This is a genomic window from Bordetella petrii, from assembly GCF_000067205.1.
In the GTDB taxonomy this organism is placed as follows: domain Bacteria; phylum Pseudomonadota; class Gammaproteobacteria; order Burkholderiales; family Burkholderiaceae_B; genus Bordetella_A; species Bordetella_A petrii.
The window spans coordinates 3,925,706-3,940,330 of sequence record NC_010170.1; the positions used below are offsets into that span (position 1 = coordinate 3,925,706).

Sequence of the window (14,625 nt, forward strand, 5' to 3'; positions counted from 1 at the left end):
CTACCCCTGAACCCGTGTGAGGCGCTGCACACGATCCAGGCAGGCCTTGTATGGGCTCGCCTGGAGCTTTACCCATGACCTCATCCACCCGTGTGCCTTTTCACAAGGACAACAATCTGCTGCGCCTGTCAGCAGCCATGCAACGCGCTCAGCAAAAGGCCACGCAGGCCCTGGCCGCCGCAGCAGAAAGACAGGCCTCAACCCCAACGCCATTCATGTTGCCGGGCATCAATGAAACGGCGCGCGCCATCCCTAACTACATCGCCCGAAGCGCCATCTTTGCGCCGGTTCGCCGGGGCTGGCGCACCCTGCACGATGACACCGTGTTTCTGGAAGGCAGCAACATCCTGCTCAAAGGATCCGGCAAACAGTTAAGCGAAGACCACGCCGACATCTGGATGCACGCGATGTATCTGCAGACCACGGCTCTATTGGGCGAAGCGCCAACGATCAACCGGGCCGATTTCCTACGCGGCATGGGCAGGCCCACAGGGGGCAGCGCCTACGAATGGCTGCATGAAGGCATGAAAGACCTGGCTCGCTTCACATTGTGCATTGAGGCCCGCAGAAAGGATGGCTCAGTCAAATACAGCTATGGCAAACACCCGTCAACACGAGTTCTTGCCATGCTAGGCGGCTTCGATTACCACGAGCCTACCGGCAGCTATACCTTGTACGCCGATCCTCGTTGGGCGCAAATCTTCGGCAACCGAGAGTATGCCCTGGTGGACTGGACCAAGCGCCTGCAAATGCGCCATGACCTGTCCAAAAGCCTGCAGCGCCTGATCGGCACATCCGCCGACATCCAGCAAAAATATAGCCTGGACATTCTCAAGCAACGCGCCCAATACACCGGTCGCATGCGTGATTTTCGAACGAGCCTGGAGCGCAGCCTGACAGAACTGGAAGCGCTGCAAGTAATCGCAGAACCCCACATAGAAACCGCCACCCGGGGCCATGAACAAGCGGTCTGGACACGACTGGATCGCTAGATTCTCCATCGTCATAACATCGCGCCCGACTTCCAAAAACAGCCGATTCAAGGGTCTTTTCCGGGCTGTGGATAAGTGGTTTCTACCGTCGTCATAGCATCGCGCCTGCATCGTCATAAGATCGCGGCTTCTCGTCACAGCATCGCGCTTTATCGTCATAGCATCGCGCATCATTTCTGGAAAACCGCATAAACAGGCGCTTTCCAGCCGCCAAAACGCCTTCTACCTTATTTCTACCTTACTTCTACCAACGAGGCCTGTGAATAAGTCGGGCTATCCGCTTACCGAGCACGCGCCATCCTGTCTGCACAACTCCGACCGTCTTGAATCGTCACGCTGGGCATCCGCACAGCGGCTGCATCGGTCAGCAACGGAGCACATTCGCCCTTTCGGGCATCTCCTCTCTCATCCCTCATCACTGCCCTTCAAGGCACAGGGCAAAGGAAATTTCATGAGCACGACCATCGACACCCGCATGCTCAACATTGTTCAACGAGCCACTCACTACGGCATCGGCACCATGAGCCTGGGCGAAGCCCTGATCGCCGCTCTAGTGCTCGATCGCAGCGACTGGCTCCATGAACGAGGCTATAGCATCGCCGAAGCTCTGGATCGAATCGGCCCGGGCTGGGCGGCCCGCCTCCCCGAGGTGGCCAGGCAATTTCACACCAACGTGACCCAAGCCCGATCTCGATTTTCCTTCGAGATCGTTCCCCACCACTCCGAGACCGGCGGCTACACCCTGCGCCTGCTTGATGACGGCCAGGAAGTCGGCGGCGGACAGTTCTCTGCACAGGGTAAGTCGGTTCGATTCGCTGACGAGCAGTCCGCCTACGACGAAGCGTTGGCCGCAGGCTGTTCGTGGCTGGCAGGCCAAGGTCTTTCCCGAACGGTCGCACTGAGCGACCCCGTGTTCACCTCAACCCCTGGAAACCTATGAATGAATCTCCATCCATAACGCGCTACCGGGACACACTCGCATCCCTGGATCCTCGTATCAGCCTCGCTGCACAGTTGCGCGCGCTGTTTCCCTTGATCGAGGCTGAGCTGGCTGTCGGTGTTCCCCATGCTGCCGTGCTGGACGATCTGGCCGCCGCAGGCCTGAAGGTACAACGCAGCACCTACGCCATCACGTTGTACCGCTGGCGCAAGGCCCAGCGACCAGCAGCCAGCCAACCAGCCTCGACAATGAAACCGTCCTCATCTCCTCCGGCACTTGATGCTATCCAAGGCCGACCGCGCAACATCCAGACACCCGGCGATTTGCGCAAGATTCGCGACATGCAGATAGACCTGGAGGCTTTGCGCCGTGAAGGCCTGGCCAATCGTACACAGACTGCTGACAGCAACCCCACCAAAAGGAATAAACCATGAAAGTCGCCGTCCTGAACTACACCGGCTCCGTTGGCAAGACAGTTGCCGCCTCTCACCTTCTGGCGCCACGCATGAACAGCGCACAGATCTTTGCAGTGGAATCCACCAACGAAACGGGCGCCGACCTGGGCCTGAATGTCGATCAGCTACGCGGTGAACACTTTGGACGATTATTCCGCGATTTGCTCACCCGCGAAGATGCGATTGTCGATGTAGGCGCCAGCAACATCGAAGATTTTCTGACGCACATGATGCGCTATGAAGATGCTCACCAAGAAATGAACTACTTCGTACTGCCTGTCATCAATACCGGCAAGGCCCAGCGCGAAACCATCAAGACCGTGGCTGCACTAGCGGAACTGGGCGTTGATCCAGAGCGAGTACGAATCCTTTTCAATCGGGTCGATACCAGCGTGCAGGATGAGTTTCCCTCGATCCTGGCCTATGCCGCCAAAACAGGTGAAGTGCAGGCCAACCCTCAGGCCGCCATTTACGAAAACGAAGTCTTCGAGCTGCTCGCCGACCAACGCACCACGATTGCCGATGTATTGGCTGACCAGACTGACTACCGCGCATTGCTTCGGTCTGCCGATCCTGAAGACCATGTCCGCATTTCACAGTTGAGCAACCGGCACGCGCTGCGTGCCCTGGCCAAACCGGTTGACCGGCAAATGAATGCCGCCTTCAACGCCCTGTTTTCCTGAGCCCGGCCAGCATGGAATCACACTCGAACTCCAGTGGCGCTCGTACCAAGCTGGATTTGCTGTACCACGAGGTGCTGGGTGAAGTAGCCCGCCTCGTCGATAGACTGGAAAGCGCCACCCAAAACCTGGATGCGGTGCAAAAGCAGATGCAGACCATGGGCGAAGTTCAGCAAGTCCTGCCTCAGCAACTTGGCCGCCATCTCACCGCCACGATGGAAGCGGCAGCCAAACCCATCAATCAGCAGGCCCAGCACGCCATCCAGACCATGCTGAATGACACCGACAGCCGGCTGGATCAGTTGTCCCGGGATGCCGCCCAGTACGCCAGCATCGCCCACCGATCCGCACGACGTATGGCAATCATCGCCTTGGTCGTAGGCGGTACAGCAGGCATTCTGGGTGGCTTGCTGGCGGGCCTGGCCCTGGGCCAGATCCTGATCTCTTGAGGACCGGCACTTATGTCCACCTTGATCTCACCCATTACCCGGCGGCGCATTGCCGCCTTTTCTTTAGCCATCTTGCCCACCGCCGCCTGGATGGCCGCTGCCACGTGGGGCAGCCACATGCACTGGCGAGACTGGAACGCCCAAACGTTCTGGCACTTTATGATACTGACGCCGCAGTATCCAGTGCTCTACGGCGCACTGGGCATCGGTCTGGTCCTCGCCCTAGCGCTCATTCTGCTTATCGGGCGTACCACCAGAACTGAAGGATTTGAGGGCGCTGCCTACAAACGCTTTGTACGTGGCACGCGCACCACCTCTGCAAAAAGTCTAGCTCTCCAGTGCGAAGAAAGCGGCAAACAGCAAATCGACGTGGGGGGCATCCCCATGCCGACCGCCAATGAAAACCTGCACCTGCTCATCACCGGCGCGACGGGTTCCGGCAAATCGGTGCTGTTGCGCAACATGGCCGCTTCAGTGCTCAGGCGCTCAAGGCACACTATGAACAACCGTTTACTCGGCCAAATGCCAGAGCGCAACGATCGAATGATCGTGATCGATCCCAATGGCGACCTACTCAGCAAATTCTGGCAACCCAACGATGTGATCCTGAATCCATACGATGCGCGCAGCCAGGGCTGGTCGTTCTTCAATGAGGTTCGCGCCGATTACGACTGGAAGCGGCTGGCCCACTCTATGGTTCCCATGAGCCAGGACAAAAACGCAGAAGAATGGAATGATTTCGGTCGCTTGCTGCTACGCGAGACGGCCAAAAAGCTCCATCAATTGCAGGGCAACGAAGCCAGCATCATGGACTTGTTTCGCCTGTGCACCATTGAAGATCCCAAGGTCTTGAAGCAGTTTCTGGAAGGCACCCTGGCTGAATCCTTGTTTGTTGGTTCCAGCGAAGCCAGCAAAGCCCTTTCCTCCGCCCGCTTTGTGCTGTCAAACAAACTATCGGAACACACTGGGATGAAGCCGGGGAGATTCTCCATCCGGGATTGGTTGAGCAAGCCAAATGGCGGCAATCTGTACATCAACTGGCGCGAAGACATGATGAGTTCGATGAAGCCGCTAGTGTCCTCATGGGCTGACGTGTTCATCACTTCGATTCTGTCCATGCCGGAAAGCACACACCTCCGCTGGTGGCTGTTTATTGACGAACTGGCCAGCCTCGAGGCCTTGCCCTCACTGGAAGCAGGTTTAACCAAAGGCCGAAAAAGCGGTCTGCGCGTCGTGGCCGGCTTGCAAAGCACGTCCCAGCTGGAACACATCTACGGACGCACCATGGCCACCACTATCCGCGCCAGCTTCCGCAACTTGGCAGTCCTGGGTGGCTCCCGCACCGACCCGCAGACGGCAAAGGACATGAGCGAAAGTCTGGGAAAACACGAAGTCGAACGGCCCAAATACAGCATCAGTCGGAGTGTGGATCATCGGAACACATCGGACAACATGGATCGGACGACGGAAGACGTAGTGACCGCTGCGCAGATACAGGCACTGCCGCCGTTGGGGGGTTATGTCGCATTGGCAGGGGATTTTCCGATTGCGAGGGTGAGCTTGCCGTTCAGACAGTTTGGATCGTCAGCGATAGCGTTTCAAGAGTCGGGAAGAGTGCTGAATGCTGCTACTTCCACAACGACACCATCTAATGGCTAGACTAATCGATCACGATTAGTTGCCCGCCACTCATCCACATAATCTGTGGATAAGCTTGTGTAAACCCTTCCTCCTTACCTTCAAGAGCTAGCACTGGTACGAGTTAGTGCCCTGCTGGCCAATTTCTCGCCAACACCCTTGCCTGGAGCTCACATGATCTCGCACAGCCAGATCTATCGCGCCCGCGCGTCCCTTGCAACCCACTACTACGCCGATCAAGCCGATGATTACTTGAGCTTGCCCGCAAAAAATGGATCCCTTGCTGAGTGTGTAAAACTCACGCAAGGAGGGAGGAAAGATGGGTAATCCGAGAGCTCGATATACGCAGGAATTCATGCTGGAAGCCGTGCGCATGGTCCGCGGCGGCCAGAGCATGGCGGCGGTGGCGAAGATACTGGGCATCAGCCCGAAGACGCTGCACAACTGGGTGAAGGCCGATGCCGCTGGGAAGCTGAACGGCGCAGGCAAACAGGTTTCTCCAGAACAGATGGAGATTGCCCGGCTGCGCGCGGAGTTGGCACGCGTGAAGATGGAGCGCGACATATTGGGAAAAGCCACGGCGTACTTTGCGAAGGTGTCGGCATGAAGTACGCCTGGATCGAGCTTCACAGCCGACAATGGCCGGTGTCCCTGAGCTGCCAGGTGCTGGGTGTCAGCCCCAGCGGTTACCACGCGCGCAAGGTGCGGGATGTCGATACTGACCGACCGCGCCGACGCATCAGCAACGACGCTCTGCTGGTGCACATCAAGGCCGTGCACGCTGAATCCAAAGGCGAGTACGGCTGGCCGCGCGTGTGGAAGCAACTGCTGGTCCAGGGCATTCGCGTCAGCAAGGATCGTGTCCAGCGGCTCATGAAGCTGCACGGCATCAAGGCGAAGACCAAACGCCGGTTCAAGGTCACGACCGACAGCAAACACAGCCTGCCGGTCGCACCGGACCTGCTGCAACGAGACTTCTCTCCCGCGCGTCCCGACCAGGTCTGGACTACGGACATCACGTACATCTGGACGGACGAGGGTTGGCTGTTTCTGACCGTCATTCTCGACCTGTTCAGCCGTCAGGTGGTGGGCTGGTCGATGCAGCCGCACATGCGCACGGAGCTGGTGTCTGATGCGCTGCGTATGGCGTGGTTTCGCCGCCGTCCGCAAGCGGGCCTGATCCTCCACAGTGACCGTGGCAGCCAGTATTGCAGTCATGACTTCCAGGACCTGCTCAAGGGCTACGGCATGCGCAGTTCGATGAGCCGTCGAGGCAATTGCTGGGACAACGCACCGACCGAGAGCCTGTGGGGATCGCTCAAGCGTGCACGCATCCTCGGCCAGCGCTTTGCAACGCGTCGCGAAGCGATGGACGAGGTAATCGACTGGTTGAGCTTCTACAATCATTCGCGCTTGCACTCGACGTTGGGCTACGTCAGCCCGATGCAATTCGAGCGGGACTGGTACGCCGCCCAGAACCAACGGGTGGCATAATCTCGCTCAGTTAAGGGATCCGAAATTCGCGGGCAACGTCACACGCCTGGCTGGAGGTCGTGGCCGACACGGCGGCCGAGACCAAACACGCGGTGGCCGACATCATCAACGTGATGCTGGAGGAGCTGGTCCACCATCGCTACGAGCTGCCCGCCTTCTCGACGCTGGACCGGATGGCGTATCGAGCCCGGGAAAAGAGCAACAACCGGTATTTCTCCGCAATCACCAACCAGCTGACAGCCCATACCCGGACCTTGATCGACAGTTTGCTTAAAACCGCCACGGGCGAGTCGGTTTCTGCCTGGCAAATGCTCAAACGCGAACCCAAGCGGCCGACCAACAAGGAAACGCGCACCTACATCCAGCACATCCGGCGCTTGCAGTACCTGGTGGAGCAGCTTCCCAAGCCCGACGTGCCGGTGCCCAAGCTCAAACAGTTTCGCCACCTGGCGCGCGCCCTCAATGCGGCCGAGATGGCCGAACTCAAGCCGCAAAAGCGCTACGCCCTGGCGGTGATCTTCATCCGGGCGCAGCATGCCCAGTCCCTGGACGATGCCGCGGACCTGTTTATTCGCCTGATGCAGAACCTGGAAAACAATGCCAGGCAGAAATTGCTCTCGTTCCAGCAGGAGCGGGTCCAAAAAACCGACATGCTGGTTGGCCAGCTCAAAGACATCCTGGGCGCCTACCAGATGGAGGGCACCGACACGCAGCGTGTGGACGCCATCGGCACCACCCTGGTGGCCGACGTGGACGAGCTGCTCAACGAATGCGAACAGCACCTGGCCTATGCGGGCCGCAACCATCTGCCTTTCCTGCTGCAGCCCTACAAGATGGTCCGGGCCCAGTTGCTCAACTGCATCGGCATCGCCTCGCCCAAGGCCAGCAGCGAGGACCAGGTAGCGGAGCGGCTGATCGAGGCCCTTTACAAGCTGCGCGACAACCGTGCGGACATCGTGCCGCTGGACATGCTGGGCCTGACTGAAGACAAGGATTTCCGCTGGATGTCAGGCCAGTGGAAGCGGTTGGTGTTGGTCCGTCCATCCGGCAAGGGCCGGGCGGAGGCTGTCCACCGCCGGTATTTTGAACTGGCGGTCATGCATGCTGTCAAAGACGACCTGAAGTCGGGCGATCTCTTCATCAAGTACGGCGAGCGCTATGACGATTACCGCGAGCAGTTGGTCGATGACGAAACCTTTGAAAGAGAAGTGGGCGACTATGGCCAGGTCACCGGCATCGAGACAGATCCCGGCACCTTTGTGGCGATGCTCAAATCGGCGATGTCCCAGCGGGCCCACGACATCGACGCCACTTTCCCGGAAAACGCCCATGCCGAGATCGTCGACGGCCGCCTGATCCTGCGGAAACCGCCGCGCTCAGAAATCGTCGAGGCGGCCGCGCGGATCGACGCCCTGATCACCGAGCGAATGGAGGCGGCCAGCATCGTGGACGTCATGATCGACACCGAGCGCTGGTTGGACCTGCACAAGCTGTTCCGGCCACTCGCCGGGACCGACAGCCGCCTGGAGGATCTGCGCATGCGCGTCATCACGACGCTGTTTTGCTACGGCTGCAACCTGGGGCCCGTGCAGACCGCCAAATCGATCAAAGGTCTGAGCCGCCGGCAGATTTCCTGGCTGAACTTGAAATACGTCAGCGAGGACCTCCTGGACAAGGCCATTGTCAAGGTGATCAACGCCTACAACAAGTTTGAGCTGCCAGGCTACTGGGGCACGGGCAAACACGCGTCGGCGGACGGCACCAAGTGGAATCTTTACGAGCAAAACCTACTGTCCGAGCACCATATCCGCTATGGTGGGTACGGCGGTATCGGCTACTACCATGTATCGGACAAGTTCATCGCGCTGTTCAGCCATTTCATTTCCTGCGGCACCTATGAGGGCATCCACATCCTTGACGGGCTGATGACCAACGAATCGGACATTCGACCGGACACGATTCACGGGGACACCCAGGCCCAGAGTTACCCGGTCTTCGCGCTGGCGCACCTCCTGGGCATCCAGCTCATGCCGCGCATCCGGGGCATCCAAGACCTCAAATTCCATCGCCCGGAGCCGGGCAATGTTTACCGCAACATCAATGCGCTGTTCAGCGATGTGATCGACTGGCGGCTGATTGAGCTGCATTTGCCGGCGATGCTGCGGGTGGCGGTTTCCATCAAGACCGGCAAGATCACGCCGTCGGCGATCCTGCGCCGGCTCGGCACCTACAGTCGCAAGAACAAGCTGTATTTCGCGTTTGTAGAGCTTGGCAAGGTCATCCGGACCATGTTCCTGCTGAGCTACATCGGCGATGTCGGGCTGCGCAAGGTAATCCATGCCGAAACCAATAAGAGCGAGCAGTTCAACGGCTTTGCTCAGTGGTCATTTTTTGGGGGAGAAGGGATCATTGCGGAGAACATCCGGCACGAGCAGCGCAAGGTGATCAAGTACAACCACCTGGTGGCCAACATGATCATTCTGCACAACGTGGTGGGCATGACGAAGGTGCTGCAGGAGCTTCGCGACGAGGGGACCGAGATCACGCTGGAGATCCTGGGCGGCCTGGCGCCGTTCCGCACGGCGCACATCAACCGGTTTGGTGACTACACGCTGGATTTTCGGCGGAAGATTGGCCCCTTGAACTTCGATGCCACCATAATCCCAATGGAATCATAGACTTAGGGTCGTTTCTGCTGGGTTTTACATGAATCCCTGCCGACCCTCCACTACACACCGAGGACACAACTCAAGGAAGAGCCGCTGGCTCAGGAATTCGGACTGAGCCGCACGCCAGTGCGGGCCGCACTGAAACGTCTGGTGGCCGATGGCCTAGCCACCGCAGATGCGGGACAGGGCATTCAGGTCGCCCAATGGAGCGAGTGGGACATTGAGGAGACCTTTCAGCTGCGCATGCTGCTGGAGCCTTACGCGGCCAGCCTGGCTGCCACGCGGGGCGGCAATGCGCTGGTCACCAAGCTGCAAGCCAGCAACGAGATGATGGCTGCAGCCATCGCGGATAGAGGCGATACCTCGGTGGCGCGAATCCAGGAGTCCAACCGCGCCTTTCACCGAGCTTTGCTCGATGCCTCTGGCTCACCTCGACTGCGCGCGGTGCTGGAGACCATGATCGACATGCCCATCATCGTGCGATCCTTCTACCTAGCGACGCACAGCGAACTCGAACAAAGCCTGCACCACCACCAGGACCTTACCGTGGCCGCTCAAGCTCAAGACGGCGAACTGGCCCGACAGGTCATGCAACTGCATTTGCGTATGGCCTACCACCGGTTCATGCGACATCGCAACCTGATGCGCAAGAGCACCTAATCGAGGTGGCAACATTTGATCCCAAACCGAATCTGTGTTGCAGCACTCCTGGACACACACTGTGCACCCGCTGTCGAACAGCACGCGAAACAGGGCTTCACACGACCCTCACCACATGGCCACTCAGATAGGCAAGGTATGCGACTCTCGTAACAATTGAAACCTTCAAATGACCGAGAGCGCGGCTGCCAATGAAGCCCAAGGAATCGCTCGTGATGATCGCCGCAGCAGCGCCTGTGTGAGGGCAAGTCGTTGATTCCCGCCTGCTTACGATCTGTCGATGAAAGTTAGTGGGCATGCTTACTCACGGAGTTGTCACCGCTTCGCGCATAGTCACGAACTCTTCGGCCAGTGTCGGGTGGACACCAACGGTGCTGTCGAACACGGACTTGGTTGCCCCAGCCTTCATGGCGACTGCAAACCCTTGGACGATCTCACCCGCATCCGGCCCGACCATGTGCAATCCCACCACCCGGTCGCTTGCGTCGACCACCAGTTTGACCATTGCGCGCTCGGGCCTGCCAGATAGTGTGTGCTTCAGCGGCCTAAATTCGCTGCGATAAACGGTTACTTCTCCGAACATCTCGCGGGCCTGTGCTTCGCCATAGCCGACGGTCCCGATGTTGGGATGCGTGAAAACCACAGTAGGGATATGGTCATAGTTCATCTTGCGCCTGCCTTGCCCGAAAAGCTGGTCAGCGAACGCCATAGCTTCACCTAAGGCCACGGGCGTTAGCTGGACTCTCCCGGTCACATCGCCCAGTGCATAGACCGACGGCACTGAAGTGCGATAGTCGGCATCGACCACAATTGCTCCGTTATCGCGTAGCACGATGCCAACCGCCTCTAGTCCGAGTCCAGAAACATTGGGGACCCGGCCAGTCGCATAAAGAACCGTATCGGCCGACAAGTCGCTTCCATCTGCCAATTCCACTTCAAAGTCGCCGGCGGATTTAGCGATCGAGGCAACATGAACCCCCAGCCTGACGTCTACGCCCGATTTTCCCATTTCATCAGCGATGAACTCCCTGATGTCGTCGTCGAAGCCGCGTAGCAGTTGGGTGCCGCGGCACAACTGAGTGACTTGCGCGCCCATGCCATTAAATATTGACGCGAACTCGCACGCAATATAGCCGCCGCCAACTACTACTAGCCGCTGTGGAAACCGGTCTAGGTCGAACATGGCATCGGAAGTAACAGCATGCTCGCTCCCTGGCAAAGTGGGCACGCTCGGGGTACCGCCCGTCGCGATCAATATGTGGCGCGCCGTAAACATCCTGCCGCCTTGCTCGGTCTCGACCTGCACCGTGTGGTCATCGTACAGCGATGCCCTGCCACGGACGATCCGCACTCCTGCCCCCTCAAGCAAACCTTGATAGATCCCGTTAAGCCGCAGTATTTCCGCTGCTCGCCGCGATTTCAGGCGCTGCCAGTCAAGCAGTGGTGGTGCAGCGTCCCAGCCGAAACCGTGCGACTCCTTGAATGCATCCCCATAGTGGGCAGCGTAGCTGTAAAGCTTCTTAGGGATGCAGCCCACGTTCACACAGGTGCCGCCCAAGGCGCCAACCTCCGCCAGCCCGACTCTCGCATTCCGCTGCGCCGCCATCCTGGCAGCCCGGACGCCGCCAGAGCCCGCTCCGATGACAAACAGGTCGAATTCGTAATCTTGCTGCATCACGGCTCGATCCCTTCGACGGCCAGAACAGCTTTTACCGTCGGGCGAGACAGCACTTGCCTAGCCACTGCCGCGCACCGTGGAATGGGGGGCAATTTTTCTTTCAAGGGAACACGTAGGCTCCACAGAAAGAACACTGTGAGATAGCTATCACATAAAGTGAATGCATCGCTTACTAGGAATCTAGAAGGGCTGGCGCGATGCTCTGCCTCCTCGAGTGCCTCGGCCAAGGCGGTTATGCCATGCTCTCGTACGTTTTTGATGGCCTGCTCCGAATCACCTGCCACACGCTCGGCACGGAACATCGTGCGAAACGCAGGATGCACGGCGCTGGCAAGGAAAGCCATCCACTCCATGGCTTTGGCGCGATCGAGGGTTCCAGGCGCCGGCAGCAATACCCGATCAGGCACCGAATCGGCAACATGCGTCATGATGGCGGTCCCTTCGGTGATCACCTCGCCTGCTTCAAGAGCAAGAGCCGGCACCTTGCCCCACCGGTTGATACGCAGGTAGCCCGGCGTGCAGTTGTCACCGTTCTTCGTGTTGATTCGAACGGCCTGATATGGAAGTCCGGATTCGGCCAGCGCGATATGAGATGCCAGCGAACATGCGCCGGGGCTGTAAAAGAGGGTAAGCATACCCTCTTCAGTCTGTTTCATGTGAATGGGCTCCTTAGGCTTATGAATGGGGTGCAGCCGTCTACGACAGGCCGACCATGACTTGCTCTCGGAACGCCGGTCGACGCGCGACCGCGTCGTACCAACGCTTTAGGCCGGTGAATTCCTCGCGCACGATTGGCAGCGCGAACCAGCGGTACACGGACGGGCCGATGCAAATGTCCGCCAGCGTGAACGCGTCGCCCGCAAGGTAGTGTGTGTGGGCCAGCCTGGCATCGACAATCTGCATGGCAGCCGCGGATACGTCCCGGTGTCGCGCTATTTGCTCAGGTTGCTGCTGCTCTTTGGGCGTGCGCACGAGCGATTGGAATAGCGGTACCATGCCGCTGACTAGCGTGGTGAGCTGCCAGTCCATCCAGCGCTCGACTTCCGACCGCTCTGGCGCCGCAGCTGGATAGAGCGTCCCGGAGGTGGTATTGCACAGGTACCTCAGGATAGTGTTCGATTCCCACACCACGGTGTCGCGATCGATCAGCGTCGGCACCACCCCATTGGGATTTAGCTTCAGGTACGCACTCTCCTTGTTACCCCCGAACTTGCCACCGACATCGATGCGCTCCACAGGCACGCCCAGTTCGGCAGCACACCACATGACCTTTTGCACATTGTGCGAGCTCAGTCTGCCAAGAACCTTCATGCGGATCCCCTTGCCTGGGGAATGCTCATGCCGCGCACCACGGCCGGCCGAGCGTGTAGCTCTTCGAACCAGCGCTTCACGTTCGGAAAACTTTCCAAGGAGATGTCATGCAGTTCGAATCTGTCCACCCATGGGTAGACGGCGATATCGGCAATGCCGTAATTGCTACCGGCGACATAGTGGTGCGCCTCGAGTTGCCTGTCCAGCACACGGTAAAGACGATGGGTCTCTTTCGTGAATCGGTTGAGCGAGTAGGTCTCGCCTGACGCGAACCTTCGGAAGTGATGGGTCTGACCGAACATGGGCCCGATGCCGCCCATCTGGAACATGAGCCATTGAAACGCCAGGAAGCGCTGCGCCGCATCCATCGGCAGGAGCCTACCGGTCTTTTCCGCTAGGTAAATCAGAATAGCGCCCGATTCGAAAAGTACGAAGGGCCGCCCACCCGGCCCTTCACTGTCCTCGATCACGGGAATCTTGTTGTTCGGGTTTAGCTGGAGAAAGTCTGGCGCTAACTGCTCGTCCTTCGACAGGTCAACCGGAACGACTTCGTAGGCAAGTCCCAGCTCTTCCAACGCGATCGAGATCTTGCGGCCATTGGGCGTGGCCCATGTATATAGTTTGATCATAATGTAGACAGAATATATGACGATAATAGACAGGTAATCAGTCGTTGTCAATTGCAATAAACTTGGTGATTACCCTAAATATGGACTTGACACGCGCTTTTTTAGAAAGATAATATGTCTAAATTGAAGAAAGGTGAAGATGAAAAAGCCAGCCGAAATTGCCGAGGTCTGGAAGCCCGCCAAGCCAGACGCCACCATGGGCTCTCTGGCGGGGACTTTGGGCACTCTGCTGCGCACACCATTCGAGTCTCTGGCGGCGCGCGTCTATGCCGAGTTAGCCGTCAACTATCCCGATGTGCGCGAAGCACACGGCGCTGTGTTCCGCCCCTGCCACTGGCCGGCGCATCGGTGTCCGACCTAGCCCGGCGCGCGGGCATGGCCAAGCAAAGCATGGGCTATCTTGTGGATTCGCTTCTGGAGGTCGGCTACTTGGATGCCGCGCAGAGCGTGACTGATCGGCGGGCGAAGCTCGTGCGACTGTCCAACAAGGGCATGCAGATGCAGTCGCGGGCCATCGAGATCGGCTTGGCTATCGAAGCCGAGTGGGCCAGATGCATGGGCGAAGTTGAGATGGGTGCCTTACGGGCCTTACTCAAGGTGCTTGCCGAGTCAATTCCGGAAACCAATGGCGCGGGCGACTTGCCCGCGCAATCCCCCCTCACAAATACCAGTACGAAGAAGGAGATCGCGTAATGTACGTCGCCATTTTTTTTCAGGATCTGCCCGGCACGGCTGCCAAACGGCAGGCCGTCGTGTCCGAACACCGCAAATACATGGAGGCACATGCTTCACAGGTGCTGGCGGCGGGCGCCACGTTCACAGACGACGGCAAAGCTGTCAGAGGGGGCAGCTACGTTGTCTCCGTGGCCAGCCTTCAGGAGGCGCGTGACTTTGTCGACAACGATCCGTTCACCAAGGCAGGGCTGCGCGCGTTCGTCACGATCCAGCCTTGGATCAAGGCAGTGTTCGATGGTCAATTCAACATTCCGACTGACGACAGTCCCCTCTTCGCGAACTCGGTCGCGTGATC

15 protein-coding genes and 1 pseudogene are annotated in these 14,625 nt (G+C 58.7%); 12 read left to right on the plus strand and 4 right to left on the minus strand.

Going from position 1 to position 14,625, the window contains the following annotated elements; genetic code table 11:
* The first annotated feature begins 74 nt into the window (after positions 1-74).
* The 9 genes and pseudogenes from BPET_RS18850 to BPET_RS18890 all read left to right on the plus strand — a co-directional run bounded on the left by BPET_RS18850 (position 75) and on the right by BPET_RS18890 (position 9,977).
* The gene (locus BPET_RS18850; protein WP_012250614.1) at positions 75-992 is read left to right on the plus strand and encodes a hypothetical protein; all 918 of its coding nucleotides are present in this window, start codon (positions 75-77) and stop codon (positions 990-992) included.
* A 451-nt stretch (positions 993-1,443) separates the two neighbouring features.
* On the plus strand, positions 1,444-1,932 hold the full coding sequence (locus BPET_RS18855; RefSeq protein ID WP_012250615.1) for a hypothetical protein: 489 nt from the start codon (positions 1,444-1,446) through the stop codon (positions 1,930-1,932).
* Positions 1,929-2,366 carry a hypothetical protein gene (locus tag BPET_RS26710; RefSeq protein WP_151208976.1) on the plus strand — a complete coding sequence of 146 codons (438 nt, stop codon included), beginning with the start codon at positions 1,929-1,931 and terminating at the stop codon, positions 2,364-2,366. The genes BPET_RS18855 and BPET_RS26710 overlap by 4 nt, the downstream gene beginning before the upstream one ends.
* Positions 2,363-3,070, plus strand: coding sequence for a StbB family protein (gene stbB, locus BPET_RS18860; RefSeq protein ID WP_012250616.1), 708 nt, complete (start codon positions 2,363-2,365; stop codon positions 3,068-3,070). The genes BPET_RS26710 and stbB overlap by 4 nt, the downstream gene beginning before the upstream one ends.
* 11 nt (positions 3,071-3,081) lie before the next feature.
* Complete coding sequence (locus BPET_RS18865) at positions 3,082-3,516, plus strand: hypothetical protein (protein ID WP_012250617.1); 435 nt, start codon at positions 3,082-3,084, stop codon at positions 3,514-3,516.
* Between the two features lie 12 nt (positions 3,517-3,528).
* Positions 3,529-5,175, plus strand: a complete 1,647-nt coding sequence (locus BPET_RS18870; protein WP_012250618.1) for a type IV secretion system DNA-binding domain-containing protein — start codon at positions 3,529-3,531, stop codon at positions 5,173-5,175.
* Between the two features lie 298 nt (positions 5,176-5,473).
* Positions 5,474-6,648, plus strand: a protein-coding gene (locus BPET_RS18880; protein WP_085970191.1) for an IS3 family transposase whose coding sequence is annotated in 2 segments (ribosomal slippage) — positions 5,474-5,723 and positions 5,723-6,648 — 1,176 coding nt in all. Because the reading frame shifts where the segments join, the coding sequence is not laid out codon by codon here.
* Between the two features lie 32 nt (positions 6,649-6,680).
* Positions 6,681-9,326 (plus strand): annotated as a pseudogene (locus BPET_RS18885) (Tn3 family transposase); the annotation flags it as partial.
* 36 nt (positions 9,327-9,362) lie between these two features.
* Positions 9,363-9,977: a GntR family transcriptional regulator gene (locus BPET_RS18890; protein WP_050978259.1), complete on the plus strand. Its 615-nt coding sequence runs from the start codon at positions 9,363-9,365 to the stop codon at positions 9,975-9,977.
* A 304-nt stretch (positions 9,978-10,281) separates the two neighbouring features.
* On the opposite strand, the gene gorA is transcribed toward BPET_RS18890, so the two are convergent.
* From gorA to BPET_RS18910, 4 genes are read right to left on the minus strand one after another with little or no spacing between them, the layout of a single operon-like run.
* Entirely contained in the window at positions 10,282-11,652 is a 1,371-nt protein-coding gene (gene gorA, locus BPET_RS18895; RefSeq protein ID WP_012250621.1) for a glutathione-disulfide reductase, read from the minus strand.
* Positions 11,652-12,311 (minus strand): glutathione S-transferase N-terminal domain-containing protein, encoded by a 660-nt coding sequence (locus tag BPET_RS18900; RefSeq protein ID WP_012250622.1) that lies wholly within the window; start codon positions 12,309-12,311, stop codon positions 11,652-11,654. Before BPET_RS18900 ends, gorA begins: the two co-directional genes overlap by 1 nt.
* 40 nt (positions 12,312-12,351) lie before the next feature.
* The gene (locus BPET_RS18905) at positions 12,352-12,966 is read right to left on the minus strand and encodes a glutathione S-transferase family protein (protein WP_012250623.1); all 615 of its coding nucleotides are present in this window, start codon (positions 12,964-12,966) and stop codon (positions 12,352-12,354) included.
* Positions 12,963-13,595, minus strand: a complete 633-nt coding sequence (locus BPET_RS18910) for a glutathione S-transferase family protein (protein WP_012250624.1) — start codon at positions 13,593-13,595, stop codon at positions 12,963-12,965. The genes BPET_RS18905 and BPET_RS18910 overlap by 4 nt, the downstream gene beginning before the upstream one ends.
* A gap of 139 nt (positions 13,596-13,734) precedes the next feature.
* Between BPET_RS18910 and BPET_RS26945 the strand changes: the two genes are divergently transcribed.
* From BPET_RS26945 to BPET_RS18920, 3 genes are read left to right on the plus strand one after another with little or no spacing between them, the layout of a single operon-like run.
* Positions 13,735-13,956 carry a hypothetical protein gene (locus BPET_RS26945; RefSeq protein WP_050978260.1) on the plus strand — a complete coding sequence of 74 codons (222 nt, stop codon included), beginning with the start codon at positions 13,735-13,737 and terminating at the stop codon, positions 13,954-13,956.
* Positions 13,957-13,970: 14 nt separating this feature from the next.
* On the plus strand, positions 13,971-14,288 hold the full coding sequence (locus tag BPET_RS26950; RefSeq protein ID WP_050978261.1) for a MarR family winged helix-turn-helix transcriptional regulator: 318 nt from the start codon (positions 13,971-13,973) through the stop codon (positions 14,286-14,288).
* A complete protein-coding gene (locus BPET_RS18920; RefSeq protein ID WP_012250626.1) occupies positions 14,288-14,623 on the plus strand; it encodes a YciI family protein in 336 nt (111 codons plus the stop codon). Before BPET_RS26950 ends, BPET_RS18920 begins: the two co-directional genes overlap by 1 nt.
* Positions 14,624-14,625: the final 2 nt, after the last annotated feature.

Bases quoted from the DNA above. Each gene is read 5' to 3' on its own strand.
- BPET_RS18920 (WP_012250626.1), top strand. From the start codon at position 14,288: ATGTACGTCGCCATTTTTTTTCAGGATCTGCCCGGCACGGCTGCCAAA.
- BPET_RS18905 (WP_012250623.1), bottom strand. From the start codon at position 12,966: ATGAAGGTTCTTGGCAGACTGAGCTCGCACAATGTGCAAAAGGTCATG.
- BPET_RS26945 (WP_050978260.1), top strand. From the start codon at position 13,735: ATGAAAAAGCCAGCCGAAATTGCCGAGGTCTGGAAGCCCGCCAAGCCA.
- BPET_RS18870 (WP_012250618.1), top strand. From the start codon at position 3,529: ATGTCCACCTTGATCTCACCCATTACCCGGCGGCGCATTGCCGCCTTT.
- BPET_RS18900 (WP_012250622.1), bottom strand. From the start codon at position 12,311: ATGAAACAGACTGAAGAGGGTATGCTTACCCTCTTTTACAGCCCCGGC.
- stbB (WP_012250616.1), top strand. From the start codon at position 2,363: ATGAAAGTCGCCGTCCTGAACTACACCGGCTCCGTTGGCAAGACAGTT.
- BPET_RS18865 (WP_012250617.1), top strand. From the start codon at position 3,082: ATGGAATCACACTCGAACTCCAGTGGCGCTCGTACCAAGCTGGATTTG.
- BPET_RS26710 (WP_151208976.1), top strand. From the start codon at position 1,929: ATGAATGAATCTCCATCCATAACGCGCTACCGGGACACACTCGCATCC.
- BPET_RS18855 (WP_012250615.1), top strand. From the start codon at position 1,444: ATGAGCACGACCATCGACACCCGCATGCTCAACATTGTTCAACGAGCC.
- gorA (WP_012250621.1), bottom strand. From the start codon at position 11,652: ATGCAGCAAGATTACGAATTCGACCTGTTTGTCATCGGAGCGGGCTCT.
- BPET_RS26950 (WP_050978261.1), top strand. From the start codon at position 13,971: ATGGCCAAGCAAAGCATGGGCTATCTTGTGGATTCGCTTCTGGAGGTC.
- BPET_RS18850 (WP_012250614.1), top strand. From the start codon at position 75: ATGACCTCATCCACCCGTGTGCCTTTTCACAAGGACAACAATCTGCTG.
- BPET_RS18910 (WP_012250624.1), bottom strand. From the start codon at position 13,595: ATGATCAAACTATATACATGGGCCACGCCCAATGGCCGCAAGATCTCG.